The organism is Desulfovibrio sp. Fe33, assembly GCF_028532725.1.
Classification (GTDB): Bacteria; Desulfobacterota; Desulfovibrionia; order Desulfovibrionales; family Desulfovibrionaceae; genus Pseudodesulfovibrio.
This window is the reverse complement of the sequence record NZ_JAQKGU010000014.1, coordinates 16985-36479: the sequence shown is the minus strand read 5'-3', so window position 1 is coordinate 36479 and position 19495 is coordinate 16985. Positions and strand designations below refer to the sequence as shown.

Annotated in this window: 14 protein-coding genes and 1 pseudogene; 5 read left to right on the top strand and 10 right to left on the bottom strand. The window is 58.1% G+C overall.

Going from position 1 to position 19495, the window contains the following annotated elements; genetic code table 11:
• The first annotated feature begins 3 nt into the window (after positions 1 to 3).
• Together PSN43_RS15230 and polA are read left to right on the top strand one after the other, a co-directional pair.
• Complete coding sequence (locus PSN43_RS15230; RefSeq protein ID WP_272701595.1) at positions 4 to 999, top strand: DHH family phosphoesterase; 996 nt, start codon at positions 4 to 6, stop codon at positions 997 to 999.
• Between the two features lie 18 nt (positions 1000 to 1017).
• Entirely contained in the window at positions 1018 to 3696 is a 2679-nt protein-coding gene (gene polA / locus PSN43_RS15225) for a DNA polymerase I (RefSeq protein ID WP_272701594.1), read from the top strand.
• Positions 3697 to 3891: 195 nt separating this feature from the next.
• Here polA and PSN43_RS15220 read toward each other — a convergent pair whose 3' ends face one another.
• The 4 genes from PSN43_RS15220 to PSN43_RS15205 all read right to left on the bottom strand — a co-directional run bounded on the left by PSN43_RS15220 (position 3892) and on the right by PSN43_RS15205 (position 9542).
• Positions 3892 to 4098 (bottom strand): hypothetical protein, encoded by a 207-nt coding sequence (locus PSN43_RS15220; protein ID WP_272701593.1) that lies wholly within the window; start codon positions 4096 to 4098, stop codon positions 3892 to 3894.
• Positions 4099 to 4246: 148 nt separating this feature from the next.
• Complete coding sequence (locus PSN43_RS15215) at positions 4247 to 5050, bottom strand: substrate-binding periplasmic protein (RefSeq protein ID WP_272701592.1); 804 nt, start codon at positions 5048 to 5050, stop codon at positions 4247 to 4249.
• A gap of 125 nt (positions 5051 to 5175) precedes the next feature.
• Positions 5176 to 8328 carry an efflux RND transporter permease subunit gene (locus PSN43_RS15210; RefSeq protein ID WP_272701591.1) on the bottom strand — a complete coding sequence of 1051 codons (3153 nt, stop codon included), beginning with the start codon at positions 8326 to 8328 and terminating at the stop codon, positions 5176 to 5178.
• A gap of 2 nt (positions 8329 to 8330) precedes the next feature.
• Entirely contained in the window at positions 8331 to 9542 is a 1212-nt protein-coding gene (locus PSN43_RS15205) for an efflux RND transporter periplasmic adaptor subunit (protein ID WP_272701590.1), read from the bottom strand.
• Between the two features lie 249 nt (positions 9543 to 9791).
• Here PSN43_RS15205 and PSN43_RS15200 point away from each other — a divergent pair, with 249 nt between their 5' ends.
• Together PSN43_RS15200 and argC are read left to right on the top strand one after the other, a co-directional pair.
• On the top strand, positions 9792 to 10079 hold the full coding sequence (locus tag PSN43_RS15200) for a DUF1844 domain-containing protein (RefSeq protein ID WP_272701589.1): 288 nt from the start codon (positions 9792 to 9794) through the stop codon (positions 10077 to 10079).
• Positions 10080 to 10090: 11 nt separating this feature from the next.
• Positions 10091 to 11146 carry an N-acetyl-gamma-glutamyl-phosphate reductase gene (argC, locus tag PSN43_RS15195; RefSeq protein WP_272701588.1) on the top strand — a complete coding sequence of 352 codons (1056 nt, stop codon included), beginning with the start codon at positions 10091 to 10093 and terminating at the stop codon, positions 11144 to 11146.
• Between the two features lie 121 nt (positions 11147 to 11267).
• Here argC and PSN43_RS15190 read toward each other — a convergent pair whose 3' ends face one another.
• The 4 genes and pseudogenes from PSN43_RS15190 to PSN43_RS16015 all read right to left on the bottom strand — a co-directional run.
• Positions 11268 to 12986, bottom strand: coding sequence for an AlwI family type II restriction endonuclease (locus PSN43_RS15190; RefSeq protein WP_272701587.1), 1719 nt, complete (start codon positions 12984 to 12986; stop codon positions 11268 to 11270).
• Positions 12987 to 12988: 2 nt separating this feature from the next.
• Positions 12989 to 14887, bottom strand: a complete 1899-nt coding sequence (locus tag PSN43_RS15185; RefSeq protein ID WP_272701586.1) for a Dam family site-specific DNA-(adenine-N6)-methyltransferase — start codon at positions 14885 to 14887, stop codon at positions 12989 to 12991.
• Between the two features lie 143 nt (positions 14888 to 15030).
• Positions 15031 to 16281 (bottom strand): hypothetical protein, encoded by a 1251-nt coding sequence (locus tag PSN43_RS15180; RefSeq protein WP_272701585.1) that lies wholly within the window; start codon positions 16279 to 16281, stop codon positions 15031 to 15033.
• Between the two features lie 120 nt (positions 16282 to 16401).
• A pseudogene (locus PSN43_RS16015) lies at positions 16402 to 16566 on the bottom strand (hypothetical protein); the annotation flags it as partial.
• Between the two features lie 436 nt (positions 16567 to 17002).
• On the opposite strand from PSN43_RS16015, the gene PSN43_RS15170 reads away from it, so the two are divergent.
• Positions 17003 to 17614, top strand: a complete 612-nt coding sequence (locus PSN43_RS15170) for a nitroreductase family protein (RefSeq protein ID WP_272701583.1) — start codon at positions 17003 to 17005, stop codon at positions 17612 to 17614.
• 166 nt (positions 17615 to 17780) lie between these two features.
• On the opposite strand, the gene PSN43_RS15165 is transcribed toward PSN43_RS15170, so the two are convergent.
• Positions 17781 to 18242, bottom strand: coding sequence for a 4Fe-4S ferredoxin (locus tag PSN43_RS15165; RefSeq protein WP_272701582.1), 462 nt, complete (start codon positions 18240 to 18242; stop codon positions 17781 to 17783).
• Positions 18232 to 19311, bottom strand: a complete 1080-nt coding sequence (locus tag PSN43_RS15160; RefSeq protein WP_272701581.1) for a 4Fe-4S dicluster domain-containing protein — start codon at positions 19309 to 19311, stop codon at positions 18232 to 18234. The genes PSN43_RS15165 and PSN43_RS15160 overlap by 11 nt, the downstream gene beginning before the upstream one ends.
• Between the last annotated feature and the right edge of the window lie 184 nt (positions 19312 to 19495).

Here is a 19495-nt window from a genome sequence, read left to right as displayed (position 1 = left end):
TACGTGGCACTTTTTCGACAACTTGAAGAACAGGTCGACCAACTCCTCAGCCTGTTCAACAAGGAAGACAACTGGCTGATTCTCATTAATGCCGACCCGGACGCGCTGGGCTCGGCGCTGGCCCTGAAACGGATCATGACCCGTCGGGTGAACGCCGCGGCCATCGCTCAGATCAACGAGATCAAGCGGCCCGACAACCTGTCCATGATCCGGTACTGCCGCATTCCCACGCAGAAGCTCATTCCCAATCTGGCGGCCCAGTTCGACAAGTTCGCCCTGGTGGACTCCCAGCCCCATCACAACCCGGAGTTCAAACAGTTCGACTTTTCGGTGGTCATCGACCACCACCCCATCCAGCAGGACAACCTGGTCCAGGCCGACTTCGTGGACATCCGTCCCAAATACGGCGCGGTCTGCACCATGATGACCGAGTACCTCTACAACATGAAGATCCGCCCGCCCAAGCTGCTGGCCACGGCCCTCATGTACGGCATCCGCTGCGACACCAAGACCTTCGAACGCGAGTTCATCGACGCGGACATGGCCGCCTTCAAGTACCTGAACAAATTCGCGGACTCCAAGCTGATGAACCGAATCAGCCGCAGCGAATTCCACCTGGACTGGATGCGCTATTTCTCCCGCGCCTTCTACAACCTGCGGCGCATCGGCCACGGGCTGTACGCCCACTGCGGCAACGTGGACAACCCGGACATCCTGGTCATCGTCGCCGACTTCTTCACCCGCGTGCACAATGTGCCCTGGGTTGTGGTTTCAGGCACCGCCGACGGCAAACTCGTCTGCATCTTCCGGGGCGACGGCCTGCGGCGCGACATGGGCACCATGGCCCAGAAGCTCATGAACGGCCTTGGCTCCGCCGGTGGACACCAGCAGGCCGCCAGGGCCGAGGTCGACTTGACCGAACTGGAAGGCGTGGACCCTGAAATCTTCATGCTCAAACGGCTCGGACACGGGCGAAAATCCGCCATCCGCCGAATCTAACTCCTACCCCATACATCTATGTCGTTAAAAGAACGCCTCAATTTCGATAAGGACCCGGTATACCTCATCGACGGAACCGCCCTGCTCTACCGGGCCTTCTACGCCCGGGCCGACCTGTCCCGTTCGGACGGATTCCCGACCAACGCCATCAACACGGTCATGCGCGTGCTCATGAACCTGCTCAGGGACGAAAATCCCCGGCACGTGGCATTTCTCATGGACGGCAAGGGCCCGACCTTCCGCAACGAGGCGTATCCCGAATACAAGGCCAACCGACCGGCCATGCCCGAGCCCCTGGTCGAACAGGTGGAACCGGTGCGGCGGGGCGTGGAGCTGCTCGGCATCAAGCTGCTGGTCACCAACGGCGTGGAGGCGGACGACTGCATCTGCTCCCTGGCCACCCGCTACAAGGCGGATAGGCCGATCATTATTCTTGCCTCGGACAAGGACATCAAGCAGTGCCTCGACGACCGGGTTGTCATGGTCAGCCAGATGGGCCGCAATGAAACCATCCACACCCTGGATTCCTTCCGCGAGGCCGAGGGCATGGAACCGGCCACCTGGCCGGACTTCCAGGCCGTGATCGGCGACTCCGCGGACAACATTCCCGGCATTCCCAAAATCGGCCCGGTGACCGCCCGCAAGATATTCGCCGCCACCGGCCCCACCCTCGAAGAGCTGCGCGACAATCTGGACAAGCTGCCGGACAAGCTGCGAGCCAAGGTTGAGCCCGAGCTGGACAATGTCTTTGTCTATCGGGACCTGACCCGCATGAGAACCAACTGCTGCGAGCAGGACCTGGACGAATTTCTCTTGCAGCCGCCGGACATGAGCGCCCTGAGCGACTATTTCGAGGAGTACGAACTGCGCGGATTGCAGCGGCTCCTGCCCAAGGACACGGGCAGCCGCCCCGCCCAGGCCCCGCTCGCCGCCGCGCCCAAGCCCGCAGCCAAACCCGCATCCAAAGCCGCGCCCGCCGGAAGAATCGAGCAAGCCCTCCTGTTCGGCAGCGCGCCCGTCAACGAGACGCCCGCCGAGCCGCTGGACGTGAACGTGGCCGGAACCGTGGACGACCTGCCGGAGTTCGGCGGCGAAGACGTGGGGTTGACCTTTGAGGACGACGCCTTTTTCGTGGGCTTGAACGGCCAGGAATACCGCTATACCGGCCCGGCCGCGGAGCTCGTGCGCAAGATCGAGCACGCCTCGGTCATCGCCACGCCGAGCGTGCAGGACCTGCTGCGCGCGGACACGGCCTGGGGGTACATCCTGTCCAGCCAATGGTTCGACCTGAGCCTGGCCGCCTACCTTCTCGACCCCGAGGCGCGCAACTACACTTGGGCGCGTCTACGGCAGTCCATGTTCCAGGACGGCCGCCCGGAGTTCGCTGAAGCGGCACGCGGGCTGCATCCGCAATCCCAGGGGCTGGCCGCATTGGCCTATATGGAGGGTATCCGTGGCCAGGTGGAGGGCGCGCATCTGAACACGCTCATGCGTGAACTGGAACTGCCGCTCATCCCTGTGCTCGACTCCATGGAACGGGCAGGAATTTCCATTGACCCCAGCGAGTTCCAATCCTTTCTGGACGATGTGAACGCCCAACTCGACGAATTGACCCGGACCATCATCAAGCTCGCGGGCGAGGAATTCAATATCCGCTCAAGCCAGCAGCTCGCCGTGGTCTTGTTCGACCGGCTCGGCATCAAGGCCGGGTCCAAGACATCTACCGGCCTGCGCTCCACAGCCAACCAGGTGCTTGAAAAAATTCGCGACCAGCATCCCATCGTGGACGCGGTGCTTCAATTCCGTATGCTCGAAAAGCTGCGTTCCACCTACCTGGAGCCGCTGCCCAAGATGGTCGGCGCGGACGGTCGGCTGCATACCCATTTCAATCAGCTTTCCACGGCCACCGGCAGGCTGTCGAGCTCCCAGCCGAACCTGCAAAACATCCCCATTCGGGGAATTCACGGCCCGCGGATGCGCGCCTGCTTCAACGCGGCCGACGGCAATCTGCTGGCCGCGGCGGACTACTCCCAGGTCGAACTGCGCGTCCTGGCTCATTTCTCCAAGGACCCCGCCCTCATCGACGCCTTCCGCCATGACGAGGACATCCATGCGCGCACGGCCGCGCTCATCCATGATAAGGACATCGAGGACGTCACGCCCGATGAACGGCGCGGAGCCAAGACCATCAACTTCGGCCTGATCTACGGCATGGGCGTGCAGAAACTCGCCCGGGAACTTCAGATCAAACAGACCGAGGCGCAGGAATTCACCGAAAAATACTTCGAAAAGATGGCGACCCTCAAGGCGTATTACGACACCATCGTCAAGGACGCCGAGACGCACGGCTTCGTGACCACCCTTGCCGGACGCCGCAGGCTTCTGCCCGAGCTGCACTCCCGCAACAACCAGCTTGCCGCCCAGGCCCGCCGCCAGGCCGTCAACACCGTCATTCAGGGATCGGCCGCCGACATCATCAAAATGGCCATGGTCCAGGCCCACAAGGACAAGCGCCTCAAAGAGCTTGAGGCCCAACTCATCCTTCAGGTGCATGATGAACTCATCATCGAAGTCCCGGCCGCCAACATCGAGCCCGCCGGAGCGAGATTGAAGGAAATCATGCAAAACGTGACAAAACTGGACGTGCCGCTCAAGGTCGATTTGGGCGTTGGAAAAAACTGGGCGGAAGCGCATTAACCGGCTTTCCGGCCGGGCCAGCGCCGAAGGCCTCACAGGGGATGCAAGGGTGCGAGCCCTTGCCCGCCGGAGGCGAAATCACCCGACGATTGCCGCGAAGCGGCTTTCAACACCTGATTCGCCTCTTCAGTGAGTCAAATGGTACACCCCAAAAGAAAGCCCCGCATTGCGGGGCTTTCTCATTTACGCGCCATGCTATTTGGTATGGCATTCGTTGCAACAATAATAGCACCCATCAACCTTGTCATAGTACTTGCGGGCTTCCATGAGCGCGCCATAACAACTCACGAATTCTCCAAGATACTGACAATTCTCCCGCAACGGCTTGTATGCGCAAGATGCCGTGTGCACCTCATGTTCACCCGTGGGCTGCGCATTCTTGTTGACGTAGTATCTGGTCATTCTCCAGCCTCCTTCAATGTTTTGGTTTCCATGCTCATATCGTAAAACTATTTTATATGCAATATACTATATAAAGCGATTGGCCAAAAACTTCCAAAAAAAGACCCGCAATGCGGGCCTTTTTCATTGCTCTCAAAGGCTTCCCGGGCTACGGCGCGACCACGTATTTTCCTATAATCTCGTCGAGGCGGCCCTCGCAGCGCATTTGGCTGATGACATCGTTGAATTCAGGAAGACGTTCGGCATAAGGACTGTTGCGATTAACCAGCAGGTGGAAAGGCATTCCTTCCAGGGAAACGGAAGTTTCCACGATACGGTTCGTCACCCTGCCCGCCTTGATCTGGGGCCATGCGGCTATGGGCCACTCTATGACGATGTCTCCACGGTTATTGGCGAGCATGAGCCACACGTTCTTGAGCTGCGGAGATTCATAAATTTTGATGCCCCGCGACCGAATGTACTCATCGTTCCAGCCGTTGCCGTTGTAGGTGACGACCACCAGCCCCAGGCGGAAGATGTCGTCGATGGAGTCGATTCTGCGGATCTCCGCCAGCTTGGGATTGTCCACCGTAGTGAAAATCTTGAGCTCCTTGACGTAGAACGGGTCGGAATGCGTTACCGTGTAGAACTGCCGTTCGGCAGTGGGCACGGTTATCATGGCGTCCGCCTCGCCCGAATGGACCAGGACCTGGCAGCGGCTCCACGGATATTCCTTCCATTCGACCTCAATGCCCATTCTGCCGAGCGCCTCGTCGACGATCTCATAGAAAAAGCCGGTCATGTATCCTTCGGCCGTCATGGTAAAAAAAGGCCAGAAATCCGGATAGGCCAAACGCAGGGGAGCTGCGGCCAAAGCAGGCGAAAGGCCGGTCAGGAGCACGACGGCCAGCATGAAACCCGCCAGCCGTATTCCGACCTTGCCGATCCTTGAACGCACGACGCATTTTCCCATAGTGGAACCGTAACAGATTATTCGTTTCCGTCAACTCTGCGGGATTATTTTATATGCGCCGGGACGGAAAAAATAAAAGGCCGCCCAAAGGCGGCCTGATGTCCATACTCGTTGGCGGCCGGTATCTACTCTTCCTTCTTGTTGGCGATCCCCCTGCGCCGCAGGAGTCCGCCAAGACGGGAACCCGCGCCTTGGATGGCGGTATAGAGGGAGGGAACGACCAGCACGCCGAGCAGCGTGGCCGCGATCATGCCGCCGAAGACCGAAGTGCCCAGAGCGTGCCGACTGGAAGACCCCGCTCCCGAAGCCCGGACAAGCGGTATGACGCCGAGGATGAAAGCGAACGAAGTCATGAGGATGGGCCTGAAACGCAGGGCAGCCGCAGCCTTGGCAGCTTCCATGAGGGACATGCCCCCGTCGTGCTTTTCCTTGGCGTATTCCACGATCATGATCGCGTTCTTGGCGGCCAAACCTATGAGCATGACCAGCCCGACCTGGGCGTAGACGTTATTGTCCAGCCCGCGCAGCCACTGGGCCGACATGGCCCCGAAGATGCCGAGCGGGACGCAGAGAATGACCGCGAACGGGGTGGTCCAGCTCTCGTACTGGGCGGCGAGCACCAGAAAGACCATAACGATGGCCAGGGCAAAGATCATCCCCGTCTGTCCCCCGGCATTTTTCTCTTGATAGGCGATGGCGGTCCAGTCGAACCCATACCCGTCGGGCAGGGTCTGCCGGGCCACCTCCTCCATGGCGGCCATGGATTGGCCCGAGCTGTACCCGGCCGGTGTGGCCGCGTTGATTTCCACCGTGCGGAACACGTTGTAGCGCTGCACGTACTCGGGACCGGCGATGCGCTTGGCGTGGCTCAGGGTGGACAGCGGGACCATCTCGCCGTCGCCGGACCGCATGTAGAACCGGTTGAGATCCTCAAGCCGGGTGCGGAACTGCGACTCGGCCTGGGCCATGACGCGGTAGGTGCGTCCGTACTTGTTGAAGTCGTTGATGTAATAGCCGCCGAGATAGGTCTGCAACGTCTTGAATACGTCGGAGATGGGCACCCCCAGCTTCTTGGCCTTGTCGCGGTCGATCTCGACGAAATACTGCGGCACGCCGTCGCTGAACGTGGTGAACAGGTTGGCGATCTCGGGCCGCTTGGACGCCTCGGCGATATACTGCTTGGTCACGGCCGCGAGCTCGGCCACCGAGTTGCCGGAACGGTCCTGAAGCTCGAACTGCAAGCCGCCCGTGGAGGAAAGACCGGGAATGGGCGGCGGCGCAAAGGCCATGATGACAGCCTCCTGAATGGACCAGAACTCCTTTTGCGCCTTGCCCATGATGGACGCAAGCGACAGCTCCGGGGTCTCTCGTTCGGACCAGTCGTCCAGGACCACGAAGACCGCCGAGGTATACGACGAGTACGCACCGGTCAGCAGGTTGAATCCGCCGAGCACGACATAATCGTGCACCCCGGGAGCGTCCTTGAGGTACGCCTCGACCTTGCGCATGACCGCTTCGGACCGCTCCAAGGACGCGCCCTCGGGCAGGGAGGCGTTGATGATGAAGTACCCCTGGTCCTCGTCCGGCACGAAACTCGACGGCAGGATGGAGAACAGCCCGCCGCACGCACCGATAAGCACGGCCACAACGAGCACGCCCATGAAGGCGCGCCGGACCATGGCGGCCACGGCGGCGTTGTATTTGCGGGTGCACCAGTCGAAGACCGCGTTAAACTTGTCGAAGAACCAGCCGAGCGGGCCGCGAATGGGCTTGTAGGGCCGCAGGATAAGGGCCGACAGGGCGGGCGACAAGGTCAGGGCGTTGACCGACGAGATGGCCACGGACACGGAAAGCGTCAGGGCGAATTGCTTGTACAACTGGCCGGTGATGCCTCCCATGAAAGCCACCGGAACGAACACCGCGATAAGCACCAGGGTACTGGCGATGACCGGCCCGGTGACTTCGCTCATGGCCTTTTTCGTGGCTTCCTTCGGGGACATGCCCTCCTCGTCGATGTTGCGCTGGGTGGCTTCCACCACGACGATGGCGTCGTCGACCACGATGCCGATGGCCAGCACCAGGCCGAACAGGGTCAGGGTGTTGATGGAGAACCCGAGCATGGGGAACAGGGCGAAGGTGCCTATCAGGGAAACAGGCACGCAGACCATGGGAATAATGGTCGTGCGCCAGTTTTGCAGGAAAATGAAAACCACCAGGAAGACCAGGATGAGCGCCTCGTACAAGGTGTCCATGACCTCGTCGATGGAAGAGTTCACAAAGCGGGTGGTGTCGTAGGGAATGGAATAATGGATGCCGTCCGGGAAGAAGTGGGACAGTTCCTCCATGGTCGCCCGGACCTGCCTGGCCACCTCCAGCGCGTTTGAACCGGGCAACTGGTAGATGAGCATGGAGGCGTTGGGCTGATTGTTGAGCCGCGAGAACGTGAAATAATTTTTAGCGCCCAGCTCCACACGAGCCACATCCTTGATGCGCACCGCGGACCCGTCGGCCTTGGCCTTGAGGATGATATTGCCGAACTCCTCGGGAGCGGCCAGGCGGCCCTTGACCCGCAGGGTCATCTGGAACTGCTGGTCCTTGGGCGTGGGCGGCATACCTATCTGGCCCGCCGGAGCCTGGGTGTTCTGCTCTTCCACGGCGTTGATGACGTCGCTGACCGTCAGGCCGTAGGAGGTCAACTTGTCCGGGTCGAGCCACAGACGCATACCGTAGTCGAGGTCGCCGAACATGTTGACGTCGCCGACGCCCTCAATGCGGCGGAGCGCGTCGTAAATATTGATCTTGCCGTAGTTGTTCAGGAAAAGCGTGTCGTATTCCGGCTTGTCCGAGGTCAGGGACACGATAAGCACGAACTCCGGCGACTGCTTGCGCACGGAGATACCGGTATTGCGGACTTCCTGCGGCAATTGGGGAGTGGCCAGGTTGACGCGGTTCTGCACGTCCACGGTGGCCAGTTCCAGGTCGCGGCCGAGCTCGAAGGTCACGGTCAGGCTCATGGACCCGTCGTTGGCCGAGATGGACTTCATGTACATCATGTCCTGCGCGCCGTTGACCTGCTCTTCGATGGGCGAGGCTACCGATTGCTCCACGGTTTCGGCGTCGGCCCCGGTGTAGGTGGCGCGCACGGACACGGACGGAGGCGAAATCTGCGGATACTGGGCGATGGGCAGGGCGAACAGGGAGAGAACACCCACCAGCAGGATGATGATGGCCACCACCGAGGCGAAAATGGGTCTGTCTATGAAAAAGCGGACAAACATGGCTACTCCGCCCCGGCGGCCGTCTTGCCGCCGTCGGCGGGAACCGGAGCTTCCTCGCCCCCGACGTCATCGGAGGGAGCTGCCTCCATGCCGTCACGCTCCATGGGCACGACGACCGGCTTGATCTTCATGCCCGGCTTGACCCGGTTGATGCCCTCGGAAAGAAGCATGTCCCCGGCCTCGACGCCCTCCGCGACCACAGCCAGGCTCATGGACTCGGAACCGAGCTTGACCGGCTGATTCCTGATGGTTCCATCCGGGTCCACCAGGAACACGGACTTCATGCCCTGGACGTCCATGATCGCCCGGATCGGAACGACCACGGCGTCGCTGTGATTGGAAACCCGCACGCGGACCTTGGCGTACTGCCCCGGCTTGAGCATGTTGTCGGGATTGGGGAACAAAACACGGATGCCGAGGGTGCCGGTTTTCGGGTCGATGGTCGGATCAACCATATCGAATCTGCCCGGCTGGCTGTATTCGTCGCCGTCCGCCAGGATCAGGCGAATGGGCGTATCGCCGCCCTCGCCACGCGCCTTCTTGTCGCGCATGGCCCGGATGTAGTCGGTCTCACTGACGTTGAAGCTGACATAGACGGGGTCCATGGTGGAGATTGTCGCCAGCAAAGTGTTTTCGCCCTGCCCGACGAGGTTGCCCACATCCACCTGAACGCGGCCGATAAGACCGTCTATGGGGGAGTAAATCTTGGTGTAGCCGAGCTGAATCCTGGCGTTCTCCACCTTGGCCTTGTTGTCGGCCAACTGGGCTTTATAGGTAGCCGCCTGCGTCTGGTAGCTCTCGAACTCGTCGCGGCTGACCACGCCCTCGTTGAAAAGCTTCTTGAAACGCTCAAGGTCCTTGGAGGCCTTGGCGTACAGCGCCTGGTTGTATTCCAAACCGGACTGAGCCTGTTTCAAATCCTCTTCGAACGGCTTGGGATCAATGACGAAGAGCAGGTCGCCCTTCTTCACCGCCCGGCCCTCATCGAACTTCCGCTCGACAAGGAACCCGGCCACGCGGGCCCGAACATCCACGGTCTCATGGGCGCCGATCTGGCCGACCCACTCGCCCCAATTGGGGACATCGCGAATCTCGGCCTTGACAACCTTCATAGGCGTCGGCCCCTGAGCCGCCGGAGCCGGAGTTTTTTTGTCCTCGCCGGTGCACCCGGCGAAAAGAAGGGAAAGGGAAAAGAGGACACAGCCGACCGTCATGGAGCGCAACACGGAGTTAACCATCGCAAAAACCTTGAATTATATTGTAAAGGAAAGCACCACTACCATCTAATTCACGTCCTATATCATATCTGCATTTCCATGCCATGTACATAACTTATTCCTCTTAATGCATATAGTTGCGCATTAACCGGCACGGCAATCCACCGCCCCGCGTATTGACTACGGGCTGTCCAGACCGTACTTATCGGTCAGTGACAACCGCATCCAATCAGCATGGAGAGGAACATGGCCGAGAACACCTGTAGAGAAAATCCCATGAAGGGCATCCCCGTGGGTATCAATTTCACAACTTTCCTGTATTCCCTGTCGTCCTCGGCCATGGTCGCCCTGGGCGAAGCGGCCGATCCGGGCTCGGGCAAGGTCGAGTTCAACAAGGAGTTGGCCAAGCACACCATCGACGTGCTTGGAATGCTCAAGGACAAATTCGACAACGGCCTGGATGACGGAGAAAAGAAGCTCATGTGCGACATCGTGTACAATCTGCGGATGGCGTACGTTAACAAGACAAAATAACGGAAACGAGAATGTCCCAGATCATCAAGGCCGGGCTGGTGGGCGTCACCGGCTACACCGGCATGGAATTGGCCCGGCTCATGATTCACCACTCCTCCATGGAGCTGGTCAGGGCCACCTCCCGGTCCGAAGCGGGCAAAACGCTCGCCGACATCTACCCCTTCCTGAACCGGCTGCCGCTGGGCGAACTGGTCATCACCCAGCCCGATGCGGCCGACCTGGCCGAAGAATGCGACGTGGTCTTCCTGGCCGTGCCGCACAAGACCGCCATGGAAATCGCCGCCGAACTGATCGAGGCGGGCGTGAAGGTCGTCGACCTCTCCGCGGACTTCCGCATCAACGACAAGGCCACCTACGAGGCGTGGTACAAGGTTGAGCACACCCGCGCCGACCTGCTTGCGGAAGCGGTCTACGGCCTGCCCGAACTGTACCTCGACAAGATCATGGGAGCGCGGCTCATCGCCAACCCCGGCTGCTACCCGACCTCCTCCATCCTCGGCCTGGCCCCGGCCCTGTCCGCCGGGCTCATCGAGACCGGAGACATCGTCATCGACGCCAAGTCCGGCGCTTCGGGCGCGGGACGCGGGGCCAAAGTGCCCAACCTCTTCTGCGAGGTCGCCGACTCATTCAAGGCCTATGGCCTGCCCACCCACCGGCACACGCCCGAGATCGAGCAGGAAATTTCCAAGCTGGCCGGAACCGAAATCACGGTTTCCTTCAACACCCATCTGCTACCCATCGACCGGGGCATCCTGTCCACGATCTACACCCGGCTCAAGGGAGAAACCTCCCTGAAAGAGGTTCGCCAAGTCTACACGGACTTCTACTCGGACAAGCCGCTGGTCCGCGTGCTGCCCGAGGGCCAGTTGCCCGAGACCCGGTTCGTGCGCGGCACGGTCTTCTGCGACATCGGCCTGGTGGTCGATCCCCGCACCGGCAGGCTCATCATCCTTTCGGCCATCGACAACCTCTGCCGCGGCGCATCCGGTCAGGCGTTGATGAACGCCAACCTGATCTGCGGACTGGACATCGACGAGGGGTTGCCCATGGCCCCGATGATGCCCTAGCCGTACCCTCCGCCTCCGCGAAATTCAAAGACCGCCTTTCAGGCAAGGCGTTTTCCATAAATGTTGAAAAATATAGCCCCGGATTTTTGTCCGGGGCTATTTTGCTGGTGTCATCTAGGGGCTACTGGGATTTTAAGGATGCGGCCGTCTGTTGGGCTAGTTCTGACACTTTTTTCTTCCATTCCGGCGCATGCTCGTTGATATGGCTCCGGCATTCCATCATCAGATATTTCAACTTCGGCAAAACCTTGGACACATCGTCAAGGGATGCGTCCCATATGGCTTTAAAATCCAGCAAAGACATGGGGACGATATTCAAAGCTATTCTTCTATCGCCCTTCATGTACCATTCGCCAAGACGGAACGAGTTGGCCGTATTGGTGTCCACGTTGATCGCAAGGAATAATCCAAAGACTTTCTTGCCATTATTGGCATTGTCTTCCGCATATTTCGCAACATGCCGCCTGACAGGTTCGCCCTCTGCGGCCTCCTGTCTGGAAGAAGAAGTCAATGTGACTTCGACAACCAAGACCATATCTTCAAACTCGAAAACAATATCAGGCCCATTGCCTGGCGCTGTCCCGACCGGAAGAAAGTCACGGTCGATTTTGAAGCGGCGTGCATCCCAAGGATCTATGGTCAAAGAATCTATGGCAAGAAAGGCCCTCCAGATAATCCATTCAAAATAGGCGGGGGCCTCCCCATCAGGGATCCTGACCTTTTTCCCATTTGACAGTGTTTTCGATGCCTTCTTTTTGCTTTCGATCAACAACTGCAAGAAGGCCGAGATCTCTTCCGACATGCTGGCCTGTTGTTTCGCGTATTCAAGCTCGTCAAGATGGAACAGGCTGTCTTCCAAGTCGTGCCGGGCAACTTCAATGTCTTGTGGCGTTTCAAGGGGCCTACCTTTCAGATCATAAGGACAGCCTCTTTTTTCAAGTTGTTCGGCCAAATCCTGCAAGACAGACAATGCTTCCTGCTTGTGGTCCGTTGGCAGGATTGCACCATCGCATAGTTGCCGCAGGCATTCTATTTCATTTTGGGGAACACTTTCCTCGTGTATGATTTTTTCAATCAACACGTATTTGGAAGGAACCAAGGCTATCCCCCGGCCCTTGCTTTGCACCAACCCGGTTGCTTTCAGATGCCGAAGGTTCATGTCCCTGTAGTCGTATAGGCTTTTGGGCTTCAAGCCGACAGTAGATGCAACTTTTCCCTTGAAGTCCCTATCAAATACCTTCTTCCGTTCGGCGACGTTGCGTTGTTCCCTAAAATCAACAACCTCTTTTGCAACAACATCTGAACCATCGAACGAGGATGACAACTGGACTATGACTTCCATTTCAAACCCGCTAATAGCACTACTTCCGGTCAACTTCTTCAACTCAAGCATGACAGCCAAGGTGTGCCTTAACGGTGAAAAATATCCTTGCTCGGTCGGCTCATAAAAAGCCGCCAGGGATCTCAAGAAGCATTCCTGCCACCCGGCAACGCTTTCAGTCTTGATTAGACGCCAACCGTTCTCCGTAATCGTATCCGGCTTCCCAAGTTCCTTTTGATAGACCTCCATCACTTTTTCATTTCTGGAATGGGGGTAGATGAAGCCAAGTGAAGACAGTGAATTGATCCACTTTCGGGCGACACTGTTAGTTTTATCGCCTACCAGGGAAACGACACCCTGTTCGGCCAACGCATTTCGAAAAATGGCATTTTGCTCTGGGCCATGAAGGTTGCCATAAAACTCACCTTTATGGGTGAGGTCGTTTGCCAGGACGATAAGCCCGTCCCGCAATCTCATTGGATTTCTAACCCCTGTGTCGCCGATCTTCCAACGTGTCATGCCTAGTACCCTACGAAGATGTATTCTTTTACGGTGTTGTTGTTGTCTCCAACCTTGTGGTTCTGCGTGCCAAATGAATATTTGTAGTCCACCGCTATGACTTCGACGTGTTGCTTGTATTTGGACATAAGCTCGACCATCTCGTCCAAGGTGGGCAACGAGTTCGACGAATAAGACACAACCTGGACGCTTTCCCTGAACTTCCTGAAAAGCCGGTCAAAGGCGTCATATGCCCCATTCTTAGTCGAAAACGGGGTGGGATAGTTTTTGAACTTCTTCGTTTTGGTATGCCATTGCATTTCCACGTCCTGCCAGTCGCATGCGATGCCTTCCGCAAAGTGGTATCGCCTCACATACTCGTTGTCTGAATGCTGGCTGAAATACGGCGGATCCATGTAGACCAGATCAGGCTTGCTCCTAATCGACATGGCATCACCCCGGCGGACTATGTTTTGCTGTCCGTTGTCGAAAACGGCTTCATTGTTGACCCGGACAGCTTCCAGAAACTGCTCTTCGAAACTCATCCGAAGATCTTTCCTTCCATCGTCATGCCGGTAACCAACGTAGGTGAAAATGCCACGGGGGCGTTTCTTGAAGCACGCCCGACACAGGGATGCGGTCGCAATGGCCCGCTGATAGGGATTTCGCAGGGCTTTTATGTTCGTCCGGAGATTGTCGATAAGGACATTCTCATCATCGGTGAAGTACAACCCCCGGAATGTTTCCTGGACGAAGTTGTCGCCGCCGTCTGCCGGGACCAGAAGCGACTTTGCCATGTCCATGGGTAGCGTCACCGTGTTGTTCTCGACCAATGCCTTGGTGTAGGTCGAACACAATGCCATGTAGTCGTTACTGACCACCTGCTTGCCTTCTGTCTTCAGCATGTAGCTGACAATGCCGGACCCCGAAAAAAGGTCCAGAACCGTCTTGCAATCAAACTGGCGAACAATGTCCCGGATGTGGGGCAAAAGTTTGGCCTTGGACCCCATGTAGCGCGTGGATGGGTACTTCTTGACTTGACCGGAAACAGGTTTGGGGATGGAACGCAGGGCAAAGCTTTTGCGGGGCTTCACCGTCACCACCACGTCCTCACCGGTGCGTTTCTTGCCCTTGCTACTGATGTTTCGCTTGGTCTGGTACACATCGACTTGGAACTGCCCATACAGTTCATGCACCAACGGATGGTTCGAGTTGGTCAAGACGACATGGCAACCCAAATCGCACAAACGCTTGACCTCATCGGCCAGATCCTGATGGTCCTCTTCGTAGAACTGCTCCTTGGTATACCGCTTGAAATCGCTGTATTCGGAAACAGGGAGATAAGGCGGATCCAGAAAAACAAAATCACCCTTTTTCGCATGGTCCCGCAACACATCTTTGTAGTCCCCGCATATAATCGGCTTTCCTTGCAGGGCCATAGATGCTTGGCGAAGGTTGGTTTCATCGCAGATAGTCGGGTTTGCGTAGGAACCAAAGGGAACATTGAAACCGCCCTTCTTGTTGACCCGGTAAAGCCCGTTGAAACATGTGCGGTTCAAGAAAATCGTCCGTGCGGCCGCTTGCACGGGGGTAAGCGATTGCCAGTCCTGCGCACGGATTTCATAGAACAAATCCTTATCGTTCTTGAACGGACGCAAGGCCAAAATCAACTCGTCCACCTGGTTGGACACAACGCTATACAGGTTGACCAACTCGGGGTTGGAGTCGGCGATTACCGCATTGGCCGGGGACGTTGCAAAAAACAGGGCTCCTCCACCGATAAACGGTTCAATGTATTTCCCGTATACCGGGGGGATTAGCGGGACAAGAATGTCCAGCATTTGCGATTTTCCACCAGCCCATTTCAATATGGGCTTTGCCGGTTGGAATGCGTCCCTATCGACAGCAACTTCATTGGCCATGTATGGTCCCACCTTTTTTTCTCTCGTCAAACGTATGCTCACGTCATGGACAAGATGTCAATCGAATGTTCAACGTCTCTAAATCACTCATAAAAATACATGACCAAGCGTTGAGAAGTCAAATGCTCTCCGTAGGAAAAAAATCATTCATACAGAAGGTCTTCCACCTTGACCGGCCCATCCGCCAACCCCAACCGCATGGCCGGGGTTTCCTTGTTTTTTCCGACTTGGACGTAGTTGTAAAAGAAGCGAAGCATGTCCAGGCTTTTCCCGATCATCCTCGGGTCATACGGGGCGTAACCGTGCCACACGCCACCGCTCCGGCTGGAAGTGTGGATGCCCCTTTCCAGATAGGAACTCCTGCGTCTTGATTGCATGAAAAACCGGTCGATGCCGGCCAGGGATGCCCGCATATACATGTCGGCAACCAAGTCCTCGTCATAGTCCCCGAGATCGGTTTGGTAGCTTACCATCTTTTCCGGTTCGCTTTTGTTGGGATACGGGTGTTCCAGCCACAAGTCCTTGTACTGGCCGATCTGCTTCATGGACTTCATGTTCCGTTTGACCATCAGCTTGATCACTTCGTTGTCGGGAAGGCCCGGATAACGTTCCTTGAACTTCTTGAACCGCTTGCGGCTGACCTTGACGCATTGCTCCCGCTCGTCGTTGGTCATGTCCTTGTTGATCGAAACGTAAAAGGCGTCGCACGTCCTGTTTTTGACCCGCTTCATGAAGGCCGAGAGGCATGCCGCCCGGATACCGGACTCCTGGTCCAGGTAAAACCGTATCCTGCCCACCTTGCGGAATAGGTGGGCCAGATAGAAAAAATGGCCGTACATGGTGTAATCGGCCCTGACCTGAACCCCGTTCTTCGGCAGTTGCATGGAAGCGGTCACGGCCTCCAGATCTTCCACATCGGGTCGGTTGCCAGCCCTCTTGTACGTTTCCATGACCTTCGCCAGCAGGGTGTCGCCCACAATGTCCTTGTTGTTCCGCTTGGCGGTCCGGTACATCGCCTTCAGGTAGTCCTGTCCAAGCCAAAGCCTGGCATGTTGCCGGAAAGCCACGGGCAGATACAAGTCACCGCAATCCCGGGCTTCCTTCTCGACAACCTCATGGGTCAATGTCGGGTCATAGTTCAGGTGACTGGCGAAGACGTATCCGGTGATGTTGTCGGCGGTCCCGATAGCCTGGAAAACTATGTTCTTCTTGATATTGCGATCCAGCCAGTTGCCGAAATGGTCTTGGCGGTCGACGCTCAAATGCAACTGCTTGGGGTGGACGCTGGTCAATAGCCTGCGCTCACGGGCGGCCAGGAAGCGGACGCATTGGGTGTGAAGGAAGTCCAGCTTTTTGTAGACGTACTTGGCTTGCAGTTCCGCTATTTCGCACATGCGCCTGATAGGTGTCTTGTTGACGGCCAACATGAAGATCAGCTTGTTCTTCTCTGATCTCCTGTGCCTTCTGGAAGCCGGACCGACGGAAAAGGTCTTGCCACAGGCCTTGCACCTGTATCTCGGATCACCCGAAGCTGTGGTTCCAAACTTCTGGTATCGCTTCTTTGCCCGCAACGACACGCCGAAGTTCTCGCATTCGGGGTTTTGACAGCCATTGTCAGTTTCTGCGAGAAGGGATTTGAAGCGGTCAAGCTCTTGGGCGATGCCGACATTGCTTTTCATGGGTGGGGATTCGCCGCATTCTTTGCAATGCAATACGGGCATATCCCAACCGCTGGCGTTTACGGTGTACACATCCGTCAGTCTCTTCTTGCCCGCGGCTACTTTTCCACGGGACACCTTGGGCTTTGCCGGGCGACCGTAGTTCTTACATTTCGGGTTCTTGCAGTAGTTGACCTGGATTCCGTCGCTAGGGTCGGGGATGCGTGGCTTGGCAACCTGGGGAAATATTTTACCCATAAGAATAACCCCCTGTTCGCTAAAGCTTACAAGGGGTTATAACCTATTTTTGGCGTTTTTGTCAACATTTATGGAAAACGCCTTGCCTTTCAGGCGGTCTTTTCCTTTTCTTGACAATGGTTATCTTTTCTTTTGCCCGTCAGTGATTATACTGGAAAAAGGCAACCGCTCCACGACACCGAACCCGGAGGATATCCATATGGAATTCAACGAAATCCTTGAACGACGTAGAGCCATCAACTTTTTCGATCCCGCCCGGGACGTGCCTGAGGACCTGCTGCGGACCGTCCTTGCCGAGGCCGGACAGGCCCCTTCCAGCTTCAACCTCCAGCCGTGGAAGGTCAAAATCGTTCGCGATCCGGCGCGCAAGGCGGCTCTTCGGGCCTTGGCCTTCGATCAGCCAAAAGTGACCGAGGCCCCGGTGGTGCTCATTGTCCTGGGCGACCGCGCGGGCTGGCAGGAAGGCAACTCCACCCTGGAAGGCCACTTCGAGCACAACCTCAAGCCGGAACAGCGCGACTGGTTCATCAACACCACCAAGGCCCTGTACGGCGACACGCCGGACGCCTCCCTGGCCTTTGCCGCCAAAAACGCGGGGCTGTTCGCCATGTCCTTCATGTTCGCGGCCTGCGCCCACGGCCTGGACACCCACCCCATGGACGGCTTCGACCGCGAGGCCGTGCGCAAGGAATTCGGCATCCCGGACAACTACTGGATTCCCATGCTCATCGCCGTGGGGCACCGCATCCCGGACCTTCAGGTCCATCCCAAGGCCTGGCGCCAATCCGTGGACGAGATGATTCTGAAGTAAAGCGGATTGCGACAGCGACGGATTCACTCTTCGACGACAAAAGGCCCCGGCACGAGAACGCGCCGGGGCCTTTCCATTGCGCATCACCGGATAGTATCGGCGGCGGCATGAGAAAAGGGGACCCGAAGGCCCCCTTTTCCGCTATGGGAATGGAGTGTGTCGGGAACTATTTGCGCACGGCGTAAGCCGATGCCCTGCGCACCAGGGCGACAAGAGCAAGGACGCCCAGGACCATGACCAGGGAGAGGTGCACCCACTCGATGGTCACGATGTAGACGGGGTCCAGCGTTACGCCGGGAAGGTTTCGGTAAACGCGCAACGCGCCCGAAACGAGCAGCCCGCCGACCACCGCGACGCGGGCGAGGCCGAGGCCGGTCAGCGTGAGCTTGTTCTTCCAGCTTCTGAACCAATTGACCGCTACCAGGGCCGCGAGGAATAGGAGCGCGGCCCCGAGAACGTAGTGCATCTTGTGAACCATAAAAAAGTCGCCGGTCCAGGCCATACCCGGAATGGTGGTCAGGGCGTACCGCTTGGCCAGCGGCATCTGCATGAACCCGGTAAAGGTCAGGGCGGCCACGGTAAGGATAAACAGCCGGGTGATCCAGCCGGGATAGGGTCTAGTCTTCATGGCCGTCCTCCCCGTCGTTGTTCAGGAGCCTGGACCCGAGGCCGAGCACTCCGGCGGCGATGCCCGCAACCGGGGCGATGAGCGCGGCCGCGGCCAGCTTGGTCTCGTCGGCCATGACGTCCTCCACGGGCCCCATGTGCGGCTTGCCGGGTCCGAGCGCGTTCTTACCGCCCTTGCCCGGCCCCTGAGCCTTCGGCCCCTTGCCGGTTCCCCGGCCGGAATCCTTGTCGATGGCCTGATCGATGAGGTCGAAGGGCACGGGGGAGACATATATTGTATTGGTCCCGCCGTTTTCCTCCAGTCCATAAAGGAACCACCCATTCTCCCTTGCCAGCGCCTCGGCCTTGGCCACGATCTCGGCGCGCGGGCCGATGATCTGCACGTCCTCCGGACAGGCCTCGATGCAGGCGGGCAGCGCGCCCTTGTCCAGGAGCTGGTAGCAGCGGTCGCATTTGTACATGACGCCGTTGCCCGCCAGACGCGGCATAATATGGCGGTACAATCCCACGCCGGACTGGCGTTGGGGGATGTTCCACGGACACACGGCGCGGCACTTCGCTCCGCCCATGCACAAATCCGCGCTGATGCGGGTCAGTCCGTTGACCTGCTTGTTGGCCGCGCCGAAGGGACACATGTTGGCGCAGGGCGGATTCTGGCAATGCATACACCGCCGGGGTATGTTGATATCGTAGGACTCGCCCTCGTACTCGACCACGGCGTTCTGCAGAAACAGCCAGTTGTAGGGGGTCAGCCGATCATCCACGTCCCGCATGTCGGACCAATCCTCGGGCTTGGCCCGACGGGACGGCAACATCTCCGGGAACGGCTTGACCGGCTCCGGGAATTTGGATGCGTTGGACTCGCGGCAGGCCTCTACGCAGGCTCCGCAGCCGATACATTTGGACAAATCCAGCAGGGTGGCCAATTCGCCGTCCGAAGGCGACGGAACGCGCTCCTGCGCAGCCAGAACCGGGGCGGCCGGGATAAGCGCTCCGGCTCCCCCCACCCCCAGGGTCTTGAGGAACCCGCGGCGGCTTATGGTTCCCGTCCCATATTTTTTCTCTGACATGTCGGTTTGCAACCTCGTCTTGATATGTTTGCGGACCGGACATCCTTTCCGGTGTCGACACATATACCCTATAGGGGTATAAACCGGAAAGTCAACCCCGGGAAGGTCTCGCGAAGGGAAACCGGGCCGACCGGCCGGAAATCCGCCCGTCAGGCAGACGAATTTTCGACGCCAACGCACCGTA